The 15288-nt window shown below is 70.8% G+C and carries 16 protein-coding genes; 12 read left to right on the forward strand and 4 right to left on the reverse strand.

Annotation, left to right across the window (positions count from 1 at the left end; all coding sequences use genetic code 11):
- Positions 1–6: 6 nt before the first annotated feature.
- Positions 7–3540, forward strand: coding sequence for a DNA polymerase III subunit alpha (gene dnaE / locus AMIS_RS07745; protein ID WP_014441655.1), 3534 nt, complete (start codon positions 7–9; stop codon positions 3538–3540).
- A 42-nt stretch (positions 3541–3582) separates the two neighbouring features.
- The gene (locus AMIS_RS07750) at positions 3583–4284 is read left to right on the forward strand and encodes a DUF2567 domain-containing protein (protein WP_157434766.1); all 702 of its coding nucleotides are present in this window, start codon (positions 3583–3585) and stop codon (positions 4282–4284) included.
- Here AMIS_RS07750 and AMIS_RS07755 read toward each other — a convergent pair.
- Complete coding sequence (locus AMIS_RS07755) at positions 4216–4923, reverse strand: LON peptidase substrate-binding domain-containing protein (protein WP_014441657.1); 708 nt, start codon at positions 4921–4923, stop codon at positions 4216–4218. The genes AMIS_RS07750 and AMIS_RS07755 overlap by 69 nt on opposite strands.
- A gap of 108 nt (positions 4924–5031) precedes the next feature.
- Between AMIS_RS07755 and hisD the strand changes: the two genes are divergently transcribed.
- Genes hisD through priA form a run of 7 tightly spaced genes read left to right on the forward strand, consistent with a single transcriptional unit; the run spans position 5032 to position 9929 of the window.
- Positions 5032–6342 carry a histidinol dehydrogenase gene (hisD, locus tag AMIS_RS07760; protein WP_014441658.1) on the forward strand — a complete coding sequence of 437 codons (1311 nt, stop codon included), beginning with the start codon at positions 5032–5034 and terminating at the stop codon, positions 6340–6342.
- Positions 6339–7415, forward strand: a complete 1077-nt coding sequence (locus AMIS_RS07765; protein WP_014441659.1) for a histidinol-phosphate transaminase — start codon at positions 6339–6341, stop codon at positions 7413–7415. The genes hisD and AMIS_RS07765 overlap by 4 nt, the downstream gene beginning before the upstream one ends.
- Complete coding sequence (gene hisB, locus AMIS_RS07770; RefSeq protein WP_014441660.1) at positions 7412–8023, forward strand: imidazoleglycerol-phosphate dehydratase HisB; 612 nt, start codon at positions 7412–7414, stop codon at positions 8021–8023. The genes AMIS_RS07765 and hisB overlap by 4 nt, the downstream gene beginning before the upstream one ends.
- Complete coding sequence (locus tag AMIS_RS42345) at positions 8020–8181, forward strand: hypothetical protein (protein ID WP_014441661.1); 162 nt, start codon at positions 8020–8022, stop codon at positions 8179–8181. Before hisB ends, AMIS_RS42345 begins: the two co-directional genes overlap by 4 nt.
- The gene (hisH, locus tag AMIS_RS07775) at positions 8182–8847 is read left to right on the forward strand and encodes an imidazole glycerol phosphate synthase subunit HisH (RefSeq protein ID WP_014441662.1); all 666 of its coding nucleotides are present in this window, start codon (positions 8182–8184) and stop codon (positions 8845–8847) included. It begins immediately after the preceding gene.
- The gene (locus AMIS_RS07780; RefSeq protein WP_014441663.1) at positions 8844–9164 is read left to right on the forward strand and encodes a hypothetical protein; all 321 of its coding nucleotides are present in this window, start codon (positions 8844–8846) and stop codon (positions 9162–9164) included. The genes hisH and AMIS_RS07780 overlap by 4 nt, the downstream gene beginning before the upstream one ends.
- Before the next feature lie 39 nt (positions 9165–9203).
- Positions 9204–9929, forward strand: coding sequence for a bifunctional 1-(5-phosphoribosyl)-5-((5-phosphoribosylamino)methylideneamino)imidazole-4-carboxamide isomerase/phosphoribosylanthranilate isomerase PriA (priA, locus tag AMIS_RS07785; RefSeq protein WP_014441664.1), 726 nt, complete (start codon positions 9204–9206; stop codon positions 9927–9929).
- Here priA and AMIS_RS07790 read toward each other — a convergent pair.
- Complete coding sequence (locus tag AMIS_RS07790; protein WP_041829613.1) at positions 9875–10816, reverse strand: LysR substrate-binding domain-containing protein; 942 nt, start codon at positions 10814–10816, stop codon at positions 9875–9877. The genes priA and AMIS_RS07790 overlap by 55 nt on opposite strands.
- A gap of 73 nt (positions 10817–10889) precedes the next feature.
- On the opposite strand from AMIS_RS07790, the gene AMIS_RS07795 reads away from it, so the two are divergent.
- Both AMIS_RS07795 and hisF read left to right on the forward strand, forming a co-directional pair.
- Entirely contained in the window at positions 10890–11774 is an 885-nt protein-coding gene (locus tag AMIS_RS07795; RefSeq protein WP_014441666.1) for an EamA family transporter, read from the forward strand.
- Positions 11771–12532 (forward strand): imidazole glycerol phosphate synthase subunit HisF, encoded by a 762-nt coding sequence (hisF, locus tag AMIS_RS07800; protein WP_014441667.1) that lies wholly within the window; start codon positions 11771–11773, stop codon positions 12530–12532. The genes AMIS_RS07795 and hisF overlap by 4 nt, the downstream gene beginning before the upstream one ends.
- Positions 12533–12602: 70 nt before the next feature.
- On the opposite strand, the gene AMIS_RS07805 is transcribed toward hisF, so the two are convergent.
- Entirely contained in the window at positions 12603–13031 is a 429-nt protein-coding gene (locus tag AMIS_RS07805) for a hypothetical protein (RefSeq protein ID WP_014441668.1), read from the reverse strand.
- Between the two features lie 91 nt (positions 13032–13122).
- Positions 13123–13764, reverse strand: coding sequence for a membrane protein YczE (gene yczE / locus AMIS_RS07810; RefSeq protein WP_014441669.1), 642 nt, complete (start codon positions 13762–13764; stop codon positions 13123–13125).
- A gap of 59 nt (positions 13765–13823) precedes the next feature.
- Here yczE and yczR point away from each other — a divergent pair, with 59 nt between their 5' ends.
- Positions 13824–15278: a MocR-like transcription factor YczR gene (yczR, locus tag AMIS_RS07815; protein ID WP_014441670.1), complete on the forward strand. Its 1455-nt coding sequence runs from the start codon at positions 13824–13826 to the stop codon at positions 15276–15278.
- Positions 15279–15288 lie beyond the last annotated feature (10 nt).

Here is a 15288-nt window from a genome sequence, read left to right on the forward strand (position 1 = left end):
GTCCGGGTGTCCGACTCGTTCGTGCATCTTCATGTTCACACTGAGTATTCGATGCTCGACGGGGCCGCCCGGATCAAGGACCTGCTGGCGGAGGCGAAACGGCTCGGCATGCCGGCGGCGGCGATCACCGACCACGGCAACATGCATGGCGCCTATGACTTCTACAAGCAGGCGAAATCCGCCGATCTGATCCCGGTGATCGGTGTCGAGGCGTATGTCGCTCCGGAGTCCCGGCTCACCAAGAGCCGGATCAAATGGGGTCGTCCGGAGCAAAAGAGCGACGACATCTCCGGTAACGGTGCGTACACGCACATGACCATGTGGGCGCGGAACGCGGTGGGCCTGAAGAACCTGTTCCGGCTCAACTCGCGGGGATCCATCGAGGGCCAGCTCGGCAAGTACCCGCGGATGGACTTCGACATCATCGCGGAGCACGCCGAAGGGATCATGGGCACCACCGGCTGCCCGTCCGGCGCGGTGCAGACCCGCCTGCGGCTGGGCCAGTTCGACGAGGCGCTCAAGTCCGCGGCGATGTACCAGGAGGCGCTCGGGAAGGACAACTACTTCCTGGAGATCATGGACCACGGTCTGTCGATCGAGAAGCGCGTCCGGGACGGCCTGCTGGAGATCGGCAGGAAGCTCGGCATCAAGCCGCTGGTGACAAACGACTCGCACTACGTCTACGAGTCCCAGTCCGAGGCGCACGACGTGCTGCTCTGCGTGCAGACCGGCAGCAACATCGCCGACCCGAACCGGTTCCGCTTCGACGGCAACGGCTACTTCGTGAAGTCGGCCGACCAGATGCGCGCGGTGGACTCCTCCGAGGCGTGGCAGGAGGGCTGCCGCAACACGCTGCTGGTGGCCGAGAAGGTGGACACCGACGGGATGTTCACGTTCAAGAACCTGATGCCCCGGTTCCCCATCCCGGACGGATTCACCGAGGAGGAGTACTTCCGGCACACGGCCTTCGAGGGCCTGCGCCGGCGCTTCCCGGACGGCATCCCGGACACCCATGTCAAGCAGGCGGAGTACGAGCTCGGCGTCATCATCCAGATGGGCTTCCCGGCGTACTTCCTGGTGGTCGCGGACTTCATCCAGTGGGCGAAGAACAACGGCATCGCGGTGGGACCGGGCCGTGGCTCGGCGGCCGGCTCGCTCGTCGCGTACGCGATGGGCATCACCGACCTCGACCCGCTGCCGCACGGCCTGATCTTCGAGCGGTTCCTCAACCCCGAGCGTGTCTCGATGCCCGATGTCGACATCGACTTCGACGAGCGCCGGCGCGGTGAGGTCATCCGGTACGTCACGGAGAAGTGGGGTGACGACAAGGTCGCCCAGATCGCCACGTTCGGAACGATCAAGGCGAAGGCTGCGATCAAGGACTCGGCTCGGGTCCTGGGGTACCCGTTCGCGGTCGGCGACAAGATCACCAAGGCGATGCCGCCGGACGTCATGGGCAAGGGCATCACGCTCGGCGGCATCTTCAACAAGGACGACAAGCGGTACAACGAAGCCGGTGAGATCCGCGGCCTCTACGAGACCGACCCGGACGTCAAGAAGGTCATCGACACCGCCCGCGGCATCGAGGGACTGATCCGGCAGACCGGTGTGCACGCCGCCGGCGTGATCATGTCGGCCGAGCCGATCATCGACCACATCCCGCTCATGCGCCGGGCCAGCGACGGCGTGATCATCACGCAGTTCGACTACCCGACCTGCGAGACGCTCGGCCTGCTGAAGATGGACTTCCTGGGCCTGCGGAACCTGACCATCCTCGACGACGCCGTGAAGAACATCGAGCTCAATCACGGCAACGGCCTCGACCTGCTGGCCCTGCCACTGGACGACAAGGCGGCGTACGACCTGCTGGCCCGCGGCGACACGCTCGGCGTCTTCCAGCTCGACGGCGGCCCGATGCGCTCGCTGCTGCGGCTGATGAAGCCGGACAACTTCGAGGACATCTCCGCGGTCCTGGCGCTGTACCGGCCGGGTCCGATGGGTGTCGACTCGCACACCAACTACGCGCTGCGCAAGAACAAGCTCCAGGAGATCACCCCGATCCACCCGGAGCTGGAGGAGCCGCTGCGGGAGATCCTGGAGCCGACCTACGGCCTGATCGTCTACCAGGAGCAGGTGCAGCGCGCCGCGCAGATCCTCGCCGGTTACACCCTCGGCCAGGCCGACCTGCTCCGCCGCGCGATGGGTAAGAAGAAGAAGGAGATCCTCGACAAGGAGTTCGTCCCGTTCCGCGACGGCTGCCGCGAGCACGGGTACTCCGACGAGGCGATCCAGGCGGTCTGGGACGTCCTGGTGCCGTTCGCCGGCTACGCGTTCAACAAGGCGCACTCCGCGGCGTACGGACTGGTCTCCTACTGGACGGCGTACCTGAAGGCGCACTACCCGGCCGAGTACATGGCCGGTCTGCTGACCAGTGTCGGCGACGACAAGGACAAGATGGCGGTCTACCTGGCCGAGTGCCGGCGGATGGGCATCCAGGTGCTGCCGCCGGACGTGAACCAGTCCGCCGGGCCGTTCACGCCGGTCGGCACCGACATCCGGTTCGGTCTCGGCGCGGTCCGCAACGTCGGCGGCAACGTGGTGGAGGCGATCGCCCGCTGCCGCAAGGAGAAGGGCGACTACGCCGACTTCTACGACTTCCTGTCCAAGGTCGATGCCGTCGCGTGCAACAAGCGGACCATCGAGTCCTTGATCAAGGCGGGCGCGTTCGACTCGATGGGGCACAGCCGCAAGGGTCTGCTCGCCGTGCATGCCGAGGCCATCGACGCGTACGCGGACGTCAAGCGCAACGAGGCGGCCGGCCAGTTCGACCTGTTCGGCGCGTTCGGCGACACCGACAGCGGGGTCTCGTCGACGGTGGCGATGCCGGTGATCGGCGACTCCGAGTGGGACAAGCGGGACAAGCTGGCGTTCGAGCGCGAGATGCTCGGCCTCTACGTCTCCGACCACCCGCTCGCCGGCCTGGAGGTGCTGCTGCAGAACGCGGCGGACACCAGCATCGCGGCGCTCAACGAGGAGGGCTCGGTCCCGGACGGCCAGGTCGTCACGCTCGCCGGCATCCTCACCGGCGTGCAGCGCCGGATCACCAAGCAGGGCCGGGCGTGGGCCTCGGCCACCCTGGAGGACCTGGCCGGCGGCGTCGAGGCGCTCTTCTTCCCGAACACGTACGAGCTGGTCGGGCAGTACATCGCCGAGGACGCGATCGTGGTGGTGAAGGGCCGGGTGGACCGGCGCGACGACACCCCGCGGATCATGGCGATGGACATGTCCATCCCGGACATCACCAGCAACCCGGACAGCAAGCCGGTCACCCTGACCATGCCGATCACCCGGTGCACGCCGCCGCTCGTGGACGAGCTGAAAGAGATCCTGATCAGTCACCCCGGGGACACCGAGGTGCACGTCCACCTGCAGAACGGCAGCCGTACCACGGTGATGCGCCTCGGTGGGGTACGGGTCGCGCCGACCCCGGCGCTGCGGGCCGACCTCAAGATGATCCTCGGCCCGTCCGCCGTCGCCTGAGCCGTCGCCTGAAGACCAGCGCTGATCTGGAAGGATCGTAGGGTGCAACCGAGTGACAGCGAACCGCCCTACGATCCCGGCACGCCGCCCTGGCGCCCGGCGCCGTGGTGGCGGGTGCAGCGCGGCAGCCGCCGTCCGGTGCGGCGGACCCTGACCGTCACGGTGGTCACGTTCGCCGTGATCGCCGCGCTGGGCGCGCCGCTCGGCCTGCTCTGGGCGTGGCTCGCCCCGGGCGTACCGGTGATCGACGCCGGTGACAACGGGATCGTGGTGAACGACCCGTCACCCGAGCAGTACATCGCGGCCGACGGCTGGTTCACGCTGCTCGGCCTCGCGTTCGGGGTGCTCGCCGCGCTCGGCGCCTGGCTGGTCCTGCGTCGCGACCGCGGGCCGTTTCTGCTGCTCGCGGTCACCGCCGGGACGTTCGTGGCGGGGTACGGCGTGGCGCCCCGGATCGGCGAGATGATCGGCCGGGACGCGTACGAGCAGTGGCGTGCCACGGCGGCGCAGGGCGCCAGTTACCTCTCGCCGCCGGAGGTGCACTCGCTCGGGCCGACGCTGGTCCCGGCGTTCGCGGCGGCGATCGTGCTCACGCTGCTGGCCGGCTGGTCGAACGACCCGGACCTGGACCAGCCAGGCGCCCAGCCCGGTTACGGCCCGAACCACCCGCCGTACTCAGTTGGGGCTGGCGGGCCGAGCGAGGTCGGAGAGCGGGACCGGGACGGCGCGGACCCGCGCCAGTAAGCCCGACTCGCGGTTGAGCAGCCGCAGCTCGGTGCGGAGCCGACTCGCCGTGTCCGGCGTGGCGAGCAGTAGCTGACGCTCCTCCACGGTCAGCTGGGCGGTCGCGGCGACCAGGTGGGACAGCACGGTCGGGTCGTCCGGCACCTGGTCGAGGACCTCGCTGTTCGGCCGCAGCAGCTCCAGGTACGCCCGGAAGGCGGTCAGCACCCGCGGCGCCAGCAGATGGGCGGACTCGTCCGCCTGGTCCTCGTCGGCCAGCCAGCGGACCCGGGCGCACAGGTACGGCTCGGGGCCCTGCTCGACGCCGAGCACGGTGAACCGGCGGCGTCCAACCGTCATGATGTCGAACCGGCCGTCCGGCAGCTCGGTGACGTGTCGCAGCTCGGCGGTGCAGCCCACCTCGTACAGATCCTCGGCACGCACCGGGGGCATCGCCGCCGCCGGACCGTCGCCGGGGTCGGGCGCCACCTCGCTGCCGTGCCGGAGGGTGACCACGCCGAACTCGTGCGGCTCATCCGAGGACTGGGCCACCAGCTCCCGGACGAGCGCGCGGTAACGCTCCTCGAAGATGTGCAGGGGCAGCACCAGGCCGGGAAAGAGCACCGTGCTCAGCGGGAAGACCGGCAGCCGATCGCTCACGCGTTCAGCCTAGTCGCCGACCCACCTTGGTCAACCCGGCGGATCCCAACGCCTGGGCCGGGGGCGTCGCCGTCGGGCATCGAGGTGGGTGCCGCCTAGACTGGACGGGTGCTGAATCGGATCGACCTGCGCGGCTCCTCCCGTGACCCGCGCGGCCTGCTGCCCCGTGCCCAGCTCGACGTCTCGGTTGCCGTCGAGCGGATCCGCCCGGTTGTCGAGGCGGTCCATGAGCATGGGTTCAGCGCGATCCGGGAGGCGACGGAGAAATTCGACGGCGTACGGCTGGATCGCCTGCGCGTTCCGGCCGAGGCGATCGCCGCCGCCGAGGAGACGCTCGACCCCGACGTGCGCGCCGCGCTGCTCGAGGCGATCAAGCGGGCCCGCAAGGTGCACCGTGACCAGCGTCGCACCGACACCACCACCACGGTGGTGCCGGGCGGCACGGTCACCGAGCGCTGGGTGCCGGTCCGCCGGGTCGGTCTCTACGTGCCGGGCGGCCTGGCCGTCTACCCGTCCACCGTGGTCATGAACGTGGTGCCCGCCCAGGAGGCCGGCGTCGAGGGCCTGGTGGTCGCCTCGCCGCCGCAGGTCGCCAACGGCGGCCTGCCGGACGCCCGGGTGCTGGCCGCCTGCGCGCTGCTCGGCGTGACCGAGGTCTACGCGGTCGGCGGCGCCCAGGCGATCGCCATGCTCGGTTACGGCGCCGACGGCGCCGACGCGGCCGACAGGTGCGCGCCGGTCGACGTGATCACCGGTCCCGGCAACATCTGGGTCACCGCCGCGAAGCGCCTGCTCCGCGGCGTGGTCGGGATCGACGCCGAGGCGGGCCCCACCGAGATCGCGATCCTCGCCGACGAGACCGCCGACCCGCGGCACGTCGCGGCCGACCTGATCAGCCAGGCCGAGCACGACCCGCTCGCCGCGAGCGTGCTGGTCACCGACTCGCCGGCCCTGGCCGACGCGGTCGAGGCGGAGCTCGCCGTGCAGGTGACGAAGACCAAGCACGACGAGAGGGTCCGCACGGCGCTGACCGGCGAGCAGTCCGGTGTGGTGCTGGTCGACGACCTGGAGCAGGGTCTGCGGGTCGTGGACGAGTACGCGGCGGAGCACCTGGAGATCCAGACGCGGGACGCCCGGGAGTGGGCCCTGCGGGTCCGCAACGCCGGTGCGATCTTCGTGGGCGCCTGGTCGCCGGTCTCGCTCGGTGACTACGCGGCCGGCTCGAACCACGTGCTGCCCACCGGCGGCTGCGCGCGGCACTCGTCCGGCCTGTCGGTGCAGTCGTTCCTGCGCGGCATCCACGTCGTGGAGTACGACGAGGCGGCCCTCAAGGACGTCGCCGGGCACGTGGTGGCCCTGTCCACCGCCGAGGACCTCCCCGCGCACGGGGACGCTGTGAAGGCCAGGTTCGCTCAGTGACCACTATCGACGATCTGCCGATCCGGGACGATCTGCGCGGGAAGTCGCCGTACGGCGCGCCGCAGCTCGACGTCGCGGTCCGGCTGAACACGAACGAGAACTCGTACCCGGTGCCGGACGACGTGGTGGAGGCGATCGGCAAGGCCGTGCAGGCCGAGCTGCGCGACCTCAACCGGTACCCGGACCGCGACGCGGTAGCGCTTCGCAGCGAGCTCGCCGGGTACCTCGGGCACGGCCTGAGCACGGCGAACGTGTGGGCCGCGAACGGCTCCAACGAGGTGCAGCAGCAGCTGCTGCAGGCGTTCGGCGGCCCCGGCCGCTCGGCGCTGGGCTTCGGCCCGTCGTACTCGATGCACCCGCTGCTGGCGCAGGGGACCGGCACCCGCTGGATCGGCGCGCTGCGCGACCCCGACTTCGGGCTCGCGCCGGAGCACGCGGTGGCCGAGATCGAGAAGCACGACCCGGACCTGGTCTTCGTCTGCTCGCCGAACAACCCGACCGGCACCGCGCTGGACCCGGCGGTGATCGACGCGATCCTGGCGACCGCGCGAGGCATGGTGATCGTCGACGAGGCGTACACCGAGTTCGCCCGACCCGGCACGCCGAGCGCGCTGACGCTGCTGCCCGGCCACCCGCGTCTGGTGGTGAGCCGCACGATGAGCAAGGCGTTCGGTTTCGCCGGAGGGCGGCTGGGATACCTCGCGGCCGACCCCGCCGTGGTCGACGCCGTGCAGCTGGTCCGGCTGCCCTACCACCTCTCCGCGATCAGCCAGGCCGCCGCACGTGCCGCTGTCGTGCACCGGGCGTCGCTGCTCGCCACGGTGGAACAGATCAAGGAGCAGCGCGACCGGATCGTGGACACCCTGCGCGCCCGTGGCGTGCGGGTCGCCGACTCGGACGCCAACTTCGTGCTGTTCGCCACCGGCGACGATCAGAAAGCCGCCTGGCAGGCGTTCCTCGATCGCGGTGTGCTGATCCGCGACGTGGGACTGCCGGGCTGGCTGCGGGTCACCGCCGGCACCGAATCCGAGACCACCGCTTTCCTGACCGCCGCCGAGGAGATCCTGTCGTGACCCGTGCCGCGCGTATCGAACGCGTCACCAACGAGACCAAGGTGCTGATCGAGATCGACCTCGACGGCACCGGCAAGGGCGACCTGAGCACCGGCGTGGGCTTCTACGACCACATGCTCAACCAGCTCGCCAAGCACGGTGGGTTCGACCTGCTGGTGCGTACCGAAGGCGATCTGGAGATCGACTCGCACCACACCATGGAGGACACCGCGATCGCGCTCGGCGAGGCGTTCGCGCAGGCGCTCGGCGACAAGCGGGGCATCCGGCGGTACGGGTCGGCCACCATCCCGATGGACGAGGTGCTGGTGCGGGCCGCCGTGGACCTCTCCGGCCGGCCCTACGTGGTGCACGACGAGCCGCTGCTCACGCCGTACATCGGGCCGGTCTACGCCACCAGCATGACCCGGCACATCTTCGAGGCGTTCGGCCACGCGGCGAAGGTGACGCTGCACGTGGACGTGCTGCGCGCCTGCCGCCCCGGCGGCCACCCGGACGCGCACCACGTGGTGGAGGCCGAGTTCAAGGCGTTCTCCCGGGCGCTGCGCGAAGCCGTGGAGATCGACCCCCGCAACGCCGGTTCGCTGCCGTCCACCAAGGGGGTGCTGTGATCTCGCTGGTCCTGTTCGCGATCGCCGGCATCCTGGTCGGCGGGGTGATCCAGCTGGTCAAGTCGGGCGCCACCCGGTTCAGCATCGGGCTGACCGGTGTGCTGGCGGCGCTCGCCACGGCCGGTGGGCTCGCCTGGTGGCCGATGGGGGACGCGTAAATGTCTGAGCCTTCCCGCAGCGGAAAACAGAATGCAACACCGCGAAAGAATGTCGTAATTCTCGACTACGGCTCGGGGAACCTGCGGTCGGCGGAGCGGGCGGTGGCTCGTACCGGTGCTGATGTGACAGTGACCAGCGATCTCGCCGCCGCCGCCGAGGCGGACGGCCTGGTGGTGCCCGGCGTGGGGGCCTACGCGGCCTGCATGGCCGGGATCGAGGCGCTGAACGCCGGACCGGTGATCGCGGAACGGGTCGCGGCCGGCCGCCCGGTGCTGGGCATCTGTGTCGGCATGCAGATCCTGTTCGACTCCGGCGTCGAGCACGGCGTGGAGTCCAAGGGGCTCGGGCTGCTGCCCGGCTCGGTCACGAAGCTCGCAGCCGAGCGGATCCCGCACATGGGCTGGAACACCGTCGAGGCGCCGCGGGACTCCCGGCTGCTGGCGGGTCTCGCCGGCGACGAACGGTTCTACTTCGTCCACTCGTACGCTGCTCAGGATCTTGATCGGCTGGTGGAAGCCGGCGCCGCGGTGACCACCGCGACCCACGACCTGCCGTTCGCCGCCGTGGTGGAAGCCGGTGCGCTCAGCGCCGCGCAGTTCCACCCGGAGAAGTCGTCGGATGCCGGCTACCTGCTGCTCCGCAACTGGGTCGCGGGCCTGGGGTGAGCAAGGAACGCGCGCGGCGGCGGGCCGAGAGGCTCGCCGTGCTGGAGAAGGAGAAGGCGGTCCGGGCGCGGAAGGTCGCCCGCCGCAGCCGTCTGCGGCAGGTCAAGCGTGACCTGACCCCGCGTTTCGGGCGCAACGGGCGGCTCTACCAGCGCAGCCGCCGCCAGCGGATCGGCATCGCGGTCGTGACGCTGCTGGCGATCGCCGCCGTCTGGACCTTCATCCCGGAACTGGCGCTCCGTGTCATCCTCACCGCACTGCTCGTCCTCGCCGTGCCGGCCCTCGTCGTCGTGGTGCTCGGCCGCCGTTCCGCATAGTCGTTTTTCGTAGTCGTTTTCTCGTAGGGAGAAACCCACGTGACCCTCCAATTGCTGCCCGCCGTTGACGTCGCCGACGGCCAGGCCGTCCGCCTGGTGCAGGGCGCCGCCGGTTCGGAAACCGCCTACGGCGACCCGCTCGAGGCCGCGCTGGCCTGGCAGAACGACGGCGCCGAGTGGATCCACCTGGTCGACCTGGACGCGGCCTTCGGCCGGGGCTCCAACGCCGAGCTGCTCGCCGACGTGGTGCGCCAGCTCGACGTGAAGGTGGAGCTCTCCGGTGGTATCCGCGACGACGAGTCGCTGACCCGCGCGCTCGCCACCGGCGCCACCCGGGTCAACATCGGCACGGCTGCGCTGGAGGACCCCGAGTGGTGTGACCGGATCTGCGCCGAGTACGGCGACCGGGTCGCGATCGGGCTGGACGTGCGGGGCCGTACCCTCGCTGCCCGGGGCTGGACCCGCGAGGGCGGCGACCTGTACGAGGTGCTCGCCCGCCTGGACAAGGCCGGCGCGTCGCGTTACGTGGTCACCGACATCACCAAGGACGGCACGATGCGCGGGCCGAACCTGGACCTGCTGCGTGAGGTCTGCGCCGCCACCGACAAGCCGGTGATCGCCAGCGGCGGCGTCTCCACTCTGGAGGACCTGCGGGCCCTCGCCACCCTGGAGTCGATCGGGGTGGAGGGCGTGATCGCCGGCAAGGCGCTCTACGCCGGCGCGTTCACGGTCCGCGAGGCGCTGACCGCCCTGGCCACTGTCTGATTGGTGGCCGCCTGATCCCAGGCGTCACGCAACGCCTCCTCGGCGGCCTTGATCGCAGGCCGGGCCGCCGAGGAGTCACGCCAGGCGATCACCACGCGCCGGGTGGGCAGCGGGGTGACCTCGACGACCCGGACGCCGTCGGGCAGGGCCGGGCGGGCCAGCCGGGGGATCAGGCCGACGCCGAGGCCGGCCGCGATCAGGGTCAGCTGGGTCTCGAACTCGCCGACCTGGAAGTCGGGGACCAGCCCGGGGAGTTTCCGGACCAGGTACTCGTAGCAGACGTCGCCGGCCCGGACGGCGATCCAGCGCTCGTGGCGAGCAGCCTCAAGGCTTATTTTTCCGCTTAACAGGTGATTCGTCGGCACGATGAGGTCGGCGTGGTCGGCGCCGATCTGGGTTTTCGTGACTGTGTCCGGATATTTCAGCCCCACCTCCGGCCAATCGTCCAGAACGGCCAGGTCCACGTGCCCCCGGCGGAGCAGTTCCAGCCCTTCGTGCGGGTTCACCTCGATCAAACCCGTGGTCAGCTGAGGATGATCGACGGCGAGCCGCCGCAGCGCATGCGGCATCAGCGCCCGGCACGCGGTGGCGAAGGCCGCCACGGTGAGCCGCCCGGTCACCGTGTCCCGGTGCGCGGCCAGCGCCGACTCGGCCTCGTGCACACTCGTCAGCACCCGCTCGGCGTGATCGGCGAGGACCCGGCCGGCGTCGGTGAGGCGCAGCCGCCGGCCGTCCTTCTCGACCAGGACCGCTCCGGTCTCGCGTTCGAGTTTCGCGATCTGCTGGGAGACGGCGGACGGCGTGCAGTGCAGAGCCTCACCCGCCGCGAGCACTGTGCCGTAACTCGCCACCGCGTGCAGCGCCCGTAGCCGGCCCAGGTCAATCATGTAGCGATGCTACATCGTCGGTGTAGGTTATTTTGCTGGTGCTTAACGGTTCTCCGGGTGAACGCTGGAGCGCATGAGACCGCGCCACCTCGCCCTCGCCGTCGCCGTCGCGGCGATCTGGGGCTTCAACTTCGTCGCCATCGACGCCGGGCTCGACCACTTCCCGCCGCTGATGTTCTCCGCCCTCCGCTTCGGTCTCGCGGCCTTCCCGGCGCTGCTCCTCGTCGGCCGCCCGCAGGTGCCGTGGCGCTGGGTCATCGCCGTCGCCCTGATCCTCGGCGTCACCAAGTTCTCGCTGCTCTTCGCCGGGATGGCGGCCGGGATGCCGGCCGGGCTCAGCTCGCTCGTCCTGCAGAGCCAGGCGATCTTCACGATGCTCTTCGCGGTGCTGTTCCTCCGCGAACGCCCGCGCCGGATCCAGATCGCCGGCCTCGCCGTCGCGGTCACCGGCGTCCTCGTCGTCGCCACCCGGATGGGCGCCAACCTCCCCGCGTTCCTGCTGGTCATCGGCGCGGCGGTGGCCTGGGGCCTGTCGAACGTCGCCACCCGCAAAGCCTCGCCGCCGGACAGCCTGCGCTTCATGGTCTGGGTCAGCGCGCTCGCCACCGGCCCGCTCGTCGTGCTCTCGCTGCTGATCGACGGCCCGTCCGCCGATCTTGCCGCGCTCCGCGCGATCAACACCGAGGCCCTGCTCTCACTGCTCTACATCGCGCTGGTCAGCACGCTCGCCGGCTTCGCCGGCTGGGGATTGCTGCTACGGGTGTACGGGGCAGCGACCGTCGCGCCGTTCTCGATGCTCGTCCCCTTCTTCGGGATCGCCTCCGCCGCCGTCTTCCTCGGCGAACCGGTCTACCTGGTCGACGTCCTCGGTGGGGTGCTCGTGGTCGGCGGTGTGCTTCTGGGACTGGTCCGGGGGGATCTCTTCTCCGGAAGACGCCTGGTTAGGGTGGAGGCATGACGGTCGCGGTTCGTGTGATTCCCTGCCTGGACGTGGATGCCGGCCGGGTGGTGAAAGGCGTCAACTTCGTCGACCTGCGGGACGCCGGTGACCCGGTGGAGCTGGCCGCCGCCTATGACGCCGCCGGCGCCGACGAGCTGACCTTCCTCGACGTGACCGCCTCCTCCGACGACCGGGGCACGATGCTCGACGTGGTGCGGCGCACCGCCGAGTCGGTCTTCATCCCGCTCACCGTGGGCGGCGGCGTCCGCTCGGTGGAGAACGTGGACGTGCTGCTGCGCGCCGGCGCCGACAAGGTGGGCGTGAACACCGCGGCGATCGCCCGTCCCGAGCTGATCCGGGAGATCGCCGAGCGGTTCGGCAACCAGGTGCTGGTGCTCTCGCTCGACGTGCGTCGCTCGCCGGACCAGCCGAGCGGCTGGGAGGTCACCACCCACGGCGGCCGCCGCAGCGCCGGTCTGGACGCGATCGAGTGGGCGGCTCGGGTGGCGTCGCTGGGCGCCGGCGAGATCCTGCTGAACTCGATGGACGCGGACGGCACCAAGGCCGGCTTCGACCTGGAGCTGATCGGCGCGGTCCGGGCCGTCGTCGACATCCCGGTGATCGCCAGTGGCGGCGCGGGCGCGGTCGGGCACTTCCCGCCGGCGGTGGACGCCGGGGCGGACGCGGTGCTGGCGGCGAGCGTGTTCCACTTCGGTGACCTGACGATCGGCGAGGTCAAGGGCGCTCTGCGCGAGGCCGGCAACCCGATCCGCTGACCGGTCGCGGCCCCCTCTGCGTGGGAGGCGGGTGGGCTGCGCGCCCCCCGTTCCACACGCTGCGATGGGGTCAGCGGCCGTCGGCGAGGCGCAGGCGGTACTCGCGGAGCGCGGCTGTGTAAGCCTGCTCGGTCAGGGACCAGTCGGTGTCGCCGGGGGCCGGGCCGCGGTTCAGCTGGGCCTGCAAGGTCATCACGGCTGAGGAGAGGCCGCTGAACGGTCGTGTGCGCCAAAGCTGCTCACCGGCCGGAGCGACCTCGATCAGGTCGTCGTCCACGGTGATCAGACCGGCGCCGGCCAGGCGGCGCACCGACTCCTCGATGTCCTCGCGGCTGGGCACGCTGTGGTGCAGGAAGTCGGCCGCCGCCAGCAGGTCGGCCAGGGTGGCCCCGGTGACCGGCAGGGCGGCGTGCATCGCCCGGTCGCGTTCCAAACGCTCGGCGATGACCGCGGAGACGAAGATCCAAGCGTCGTTCCAGTGCCAGTCGCCGACCCCCATGCCGCAATGATGCCGTGTGGTGGCCCGACCCGGAAGCGAATGTGTCCGGATGATCAACGCGCCGTGGACGGCGGCGGAAGTGGATCCATTGCTATGGGACCGGCATCGGGCGCACATCGGGGCCGGCGCCCGCCACGGCGTGGCCGGCACGGGGGCGCACGGTGAGCGCCGGCAGGAAGAGGTGGACCAGGGGACCGATCGTCACGGCGTACGCGATGGTCCCGATCCCTGCTGTTCCGCCGAGCAGGAAGCCGGCGCCGAGCACGCTCAGCTCGAGGCCGGTGCGGATCAGCCGCAGGGAGATCTTGGGAAAGCGGGCGGCGAGGCCGGTCATCAGCCCGTCGCGGGGTCCGGGGCCCATCCGGGAGCCGATGTAGAGGCCGGTGGCGAAACCGTTCAGCAGGATGCCGCCGACCAGGTAGCCGATCCGGGCCGGAAGCGCCTCGCCGGCCGGGAGCACCGCGAGGGCGGCGTCGGCGGAGAAGCCGACCACGACCAGGTTCGCGACGGTGCCGAAGCCGGGCCGCTGGCGCAGCGGGATCCAGAGCAGCAGCACCGGCACGCCGACCAGCAGCACGATCCAGCCGAAGCTGATCCCGGTCACCTCGGAGAGTCCCTGATGGAACACGTCCCAGGGGTTCAGCCCGAGGTTCGACTCGACCATGAGGGCCATCGACACCCCGTAGAGGAAGAGTCCGACGAACAGTTGCGGCACGCGCCGTAAGAGGTCCATGCTTGCCACTCTTAATGCCAATCCGGCTTTGTTAAAGTGCCAATCGAGCGGAGGTGGCTATGACAACGTCGGTACGAGGTGACCAATTGGCCCGGCTGCTGGGGCGGTGGCACTCGTTGCCCGGTCGCCGGCGCAGCCCTGACTACGCCGCGCTGGCCGGCGCGGTCCGCGGTCTGCTCGCCGACGGGCGGCTGGCCCTCGGCGTGCGGCTGCCGGCCGAGCGGGAGCTCGCCGAAGCGCTGGCGATCAGCCGCACCACGGTGTCCGCGGCGTACCGGGCTCTGCGCGAGACCGGCCACCTGACCAGCCGGCGCGGCGCGGGCAGCTGGACCACGCTGCCGCACGGCCACCGGGTCGCCACCTCCGGACTGTGGACGCCGGACGACGATCTCGACATGATCGATCTCGGCTGTGCCGCGTCGGCCGCCCCGGTCGAGCTCGTGCCGGCCGCCCGGGCCGCCGCCGACGACCTGCCGCGATACCTGGGCAGCGCGGGGTACCACCCGACCGGGTTGCCCGAGCTGCGGGCGGCGGTCGCCGAGGCGTACACGGCCCGGGGTGTGACCACCTCACCCGAGCAGATCATGATCACCAGCGGCACCCAGCAGGCCCTCGACCTGGTGCTGCGGCTCTCCGTGCCGGTGGGGTCGCCGGTGCTCGTGGAGACGCCGACGTACCCGAACGCGCTGGCCGCGCTCGCCGCCCGGCGTGCCCGGATCAGCACCCACGGCCTCGACATCGAGACCGGCTGGGACGGCGAGATGCTCCTCGGCGCCCTGCGGCAGACCAGGCCCCGGCTCGCGTACGTCATTCCCGAGTTCCACAATCCGACCGGTCACCTGATGCCTGCCGAGCTGCGGGAACGTCTCGTGGCCGGCGCACACGCGGCAGGCGCCGAACTGGTCGTTGACGAGTCCTTCGTCGACCTGCCGCTGGACGGTCAGGAGATGCCGCCGCCGGTCGCGGTCTTCGACAGGCACTCGCGCGTCACGTCGATCGGGGGGATGAGCAAGGCGTACTGGGGAGGGCTGCGGATCGGCTGGGTCCGCGCCTCGGCGCCGCTCGTGCAGCGGCTCGCCGCGATCCGGGTCGGCGTCGACATGGGCAGCCCGGTGCTGGAGCAGCTGGTCGCCGTCCACCTGCTCCGCGGTGCGCCGGAGATCGTGGCGGCCCGGCGCGCGCAGCTGCGATTCCGCCGGGACGCCGTGGTGACCGCGCTGCGCGAGATGCTGCCGGAGTGGCGGTTCGTGGTGCCGGCCGGCGGGGTGACGCTCTGGGCGGAGCTGGACGGGCCGATCTCCAGTGCTCTCTCCCGGGCCGCCGAGGATCTCGGAGTGCGGCTCGCGCCCGGCCCGCGGTTCGGGCTGGACGGGACGCTGGAACGGTTCCTGCGGGTGCCGTTCACGCTGGCGGCCGACGACCTGGTGGAGGCGGTCCGGCGGATCGCGGCGGTCCGGCACGACCTCGATCATGCGCCACGCCCGACCTGGCGCAGCCCCGTGGTGATCACCTGACCGGCCGTTC

The organism is Actinoplanes missouriensis 431 (assembly GCF_000284295.1).
GTDB classification, from domain to species: domain Bacteria; phylum Actinomycetota; class Actinomycetes; order Mycobacteriales; family Micromonosporaceae; genus Actinoplanes; species Actinoplanes missouriensis.

Coding starts and splice junctions, on each gene's coding strand:
- hisH (WP_014441662.1), top strand. CDS start 8,182: ATGTCTGAGCCTTCCCGCAGCGGAAAACAGAATGCAACACCGCGAAAG.
- AMIS_RS07790 (WP_041829613.1), bottom strand. CDS start 10,816: ATGATTGACCTGGGCCGGCTACGGGCGCTGCACGCGGTGGCGAGTTAC.
- AMIS_RS07795 (WP_014441666.1), top strand. CDS start 10,890: ATGAGACCGCGCCACCTCGCCCTCGCCGTCGCCGTCGCGGCGATCTGG.
- hisF (WP_014441667.1), top strand. CDS start 11,771: ATGACGGTCGCGGTTCGTGTGATTCCCTGCCTGGACGTGGATGCCGGC.
- AMIS_RS07805 (WP_014441668.1), bottom strand. CDS start 13,031: ATGGGGGTCGGCGACTGGCACTGGAACGACGCTTGGATCTTCGTCTCC.
- yczE (WP_014441669.1), bottom strand. CDS start 13,764: ATGGACCTCTTACGGCGCGTGCCGCAACTGTTCGTCGGACTCTTCCTC.
- yczR (WP_014441670.1), top strand. CDS start 13,824: ATGACAACGTCGGTACGAGGTGACCAATTGGCCCGGCTGCTGGGGCGG.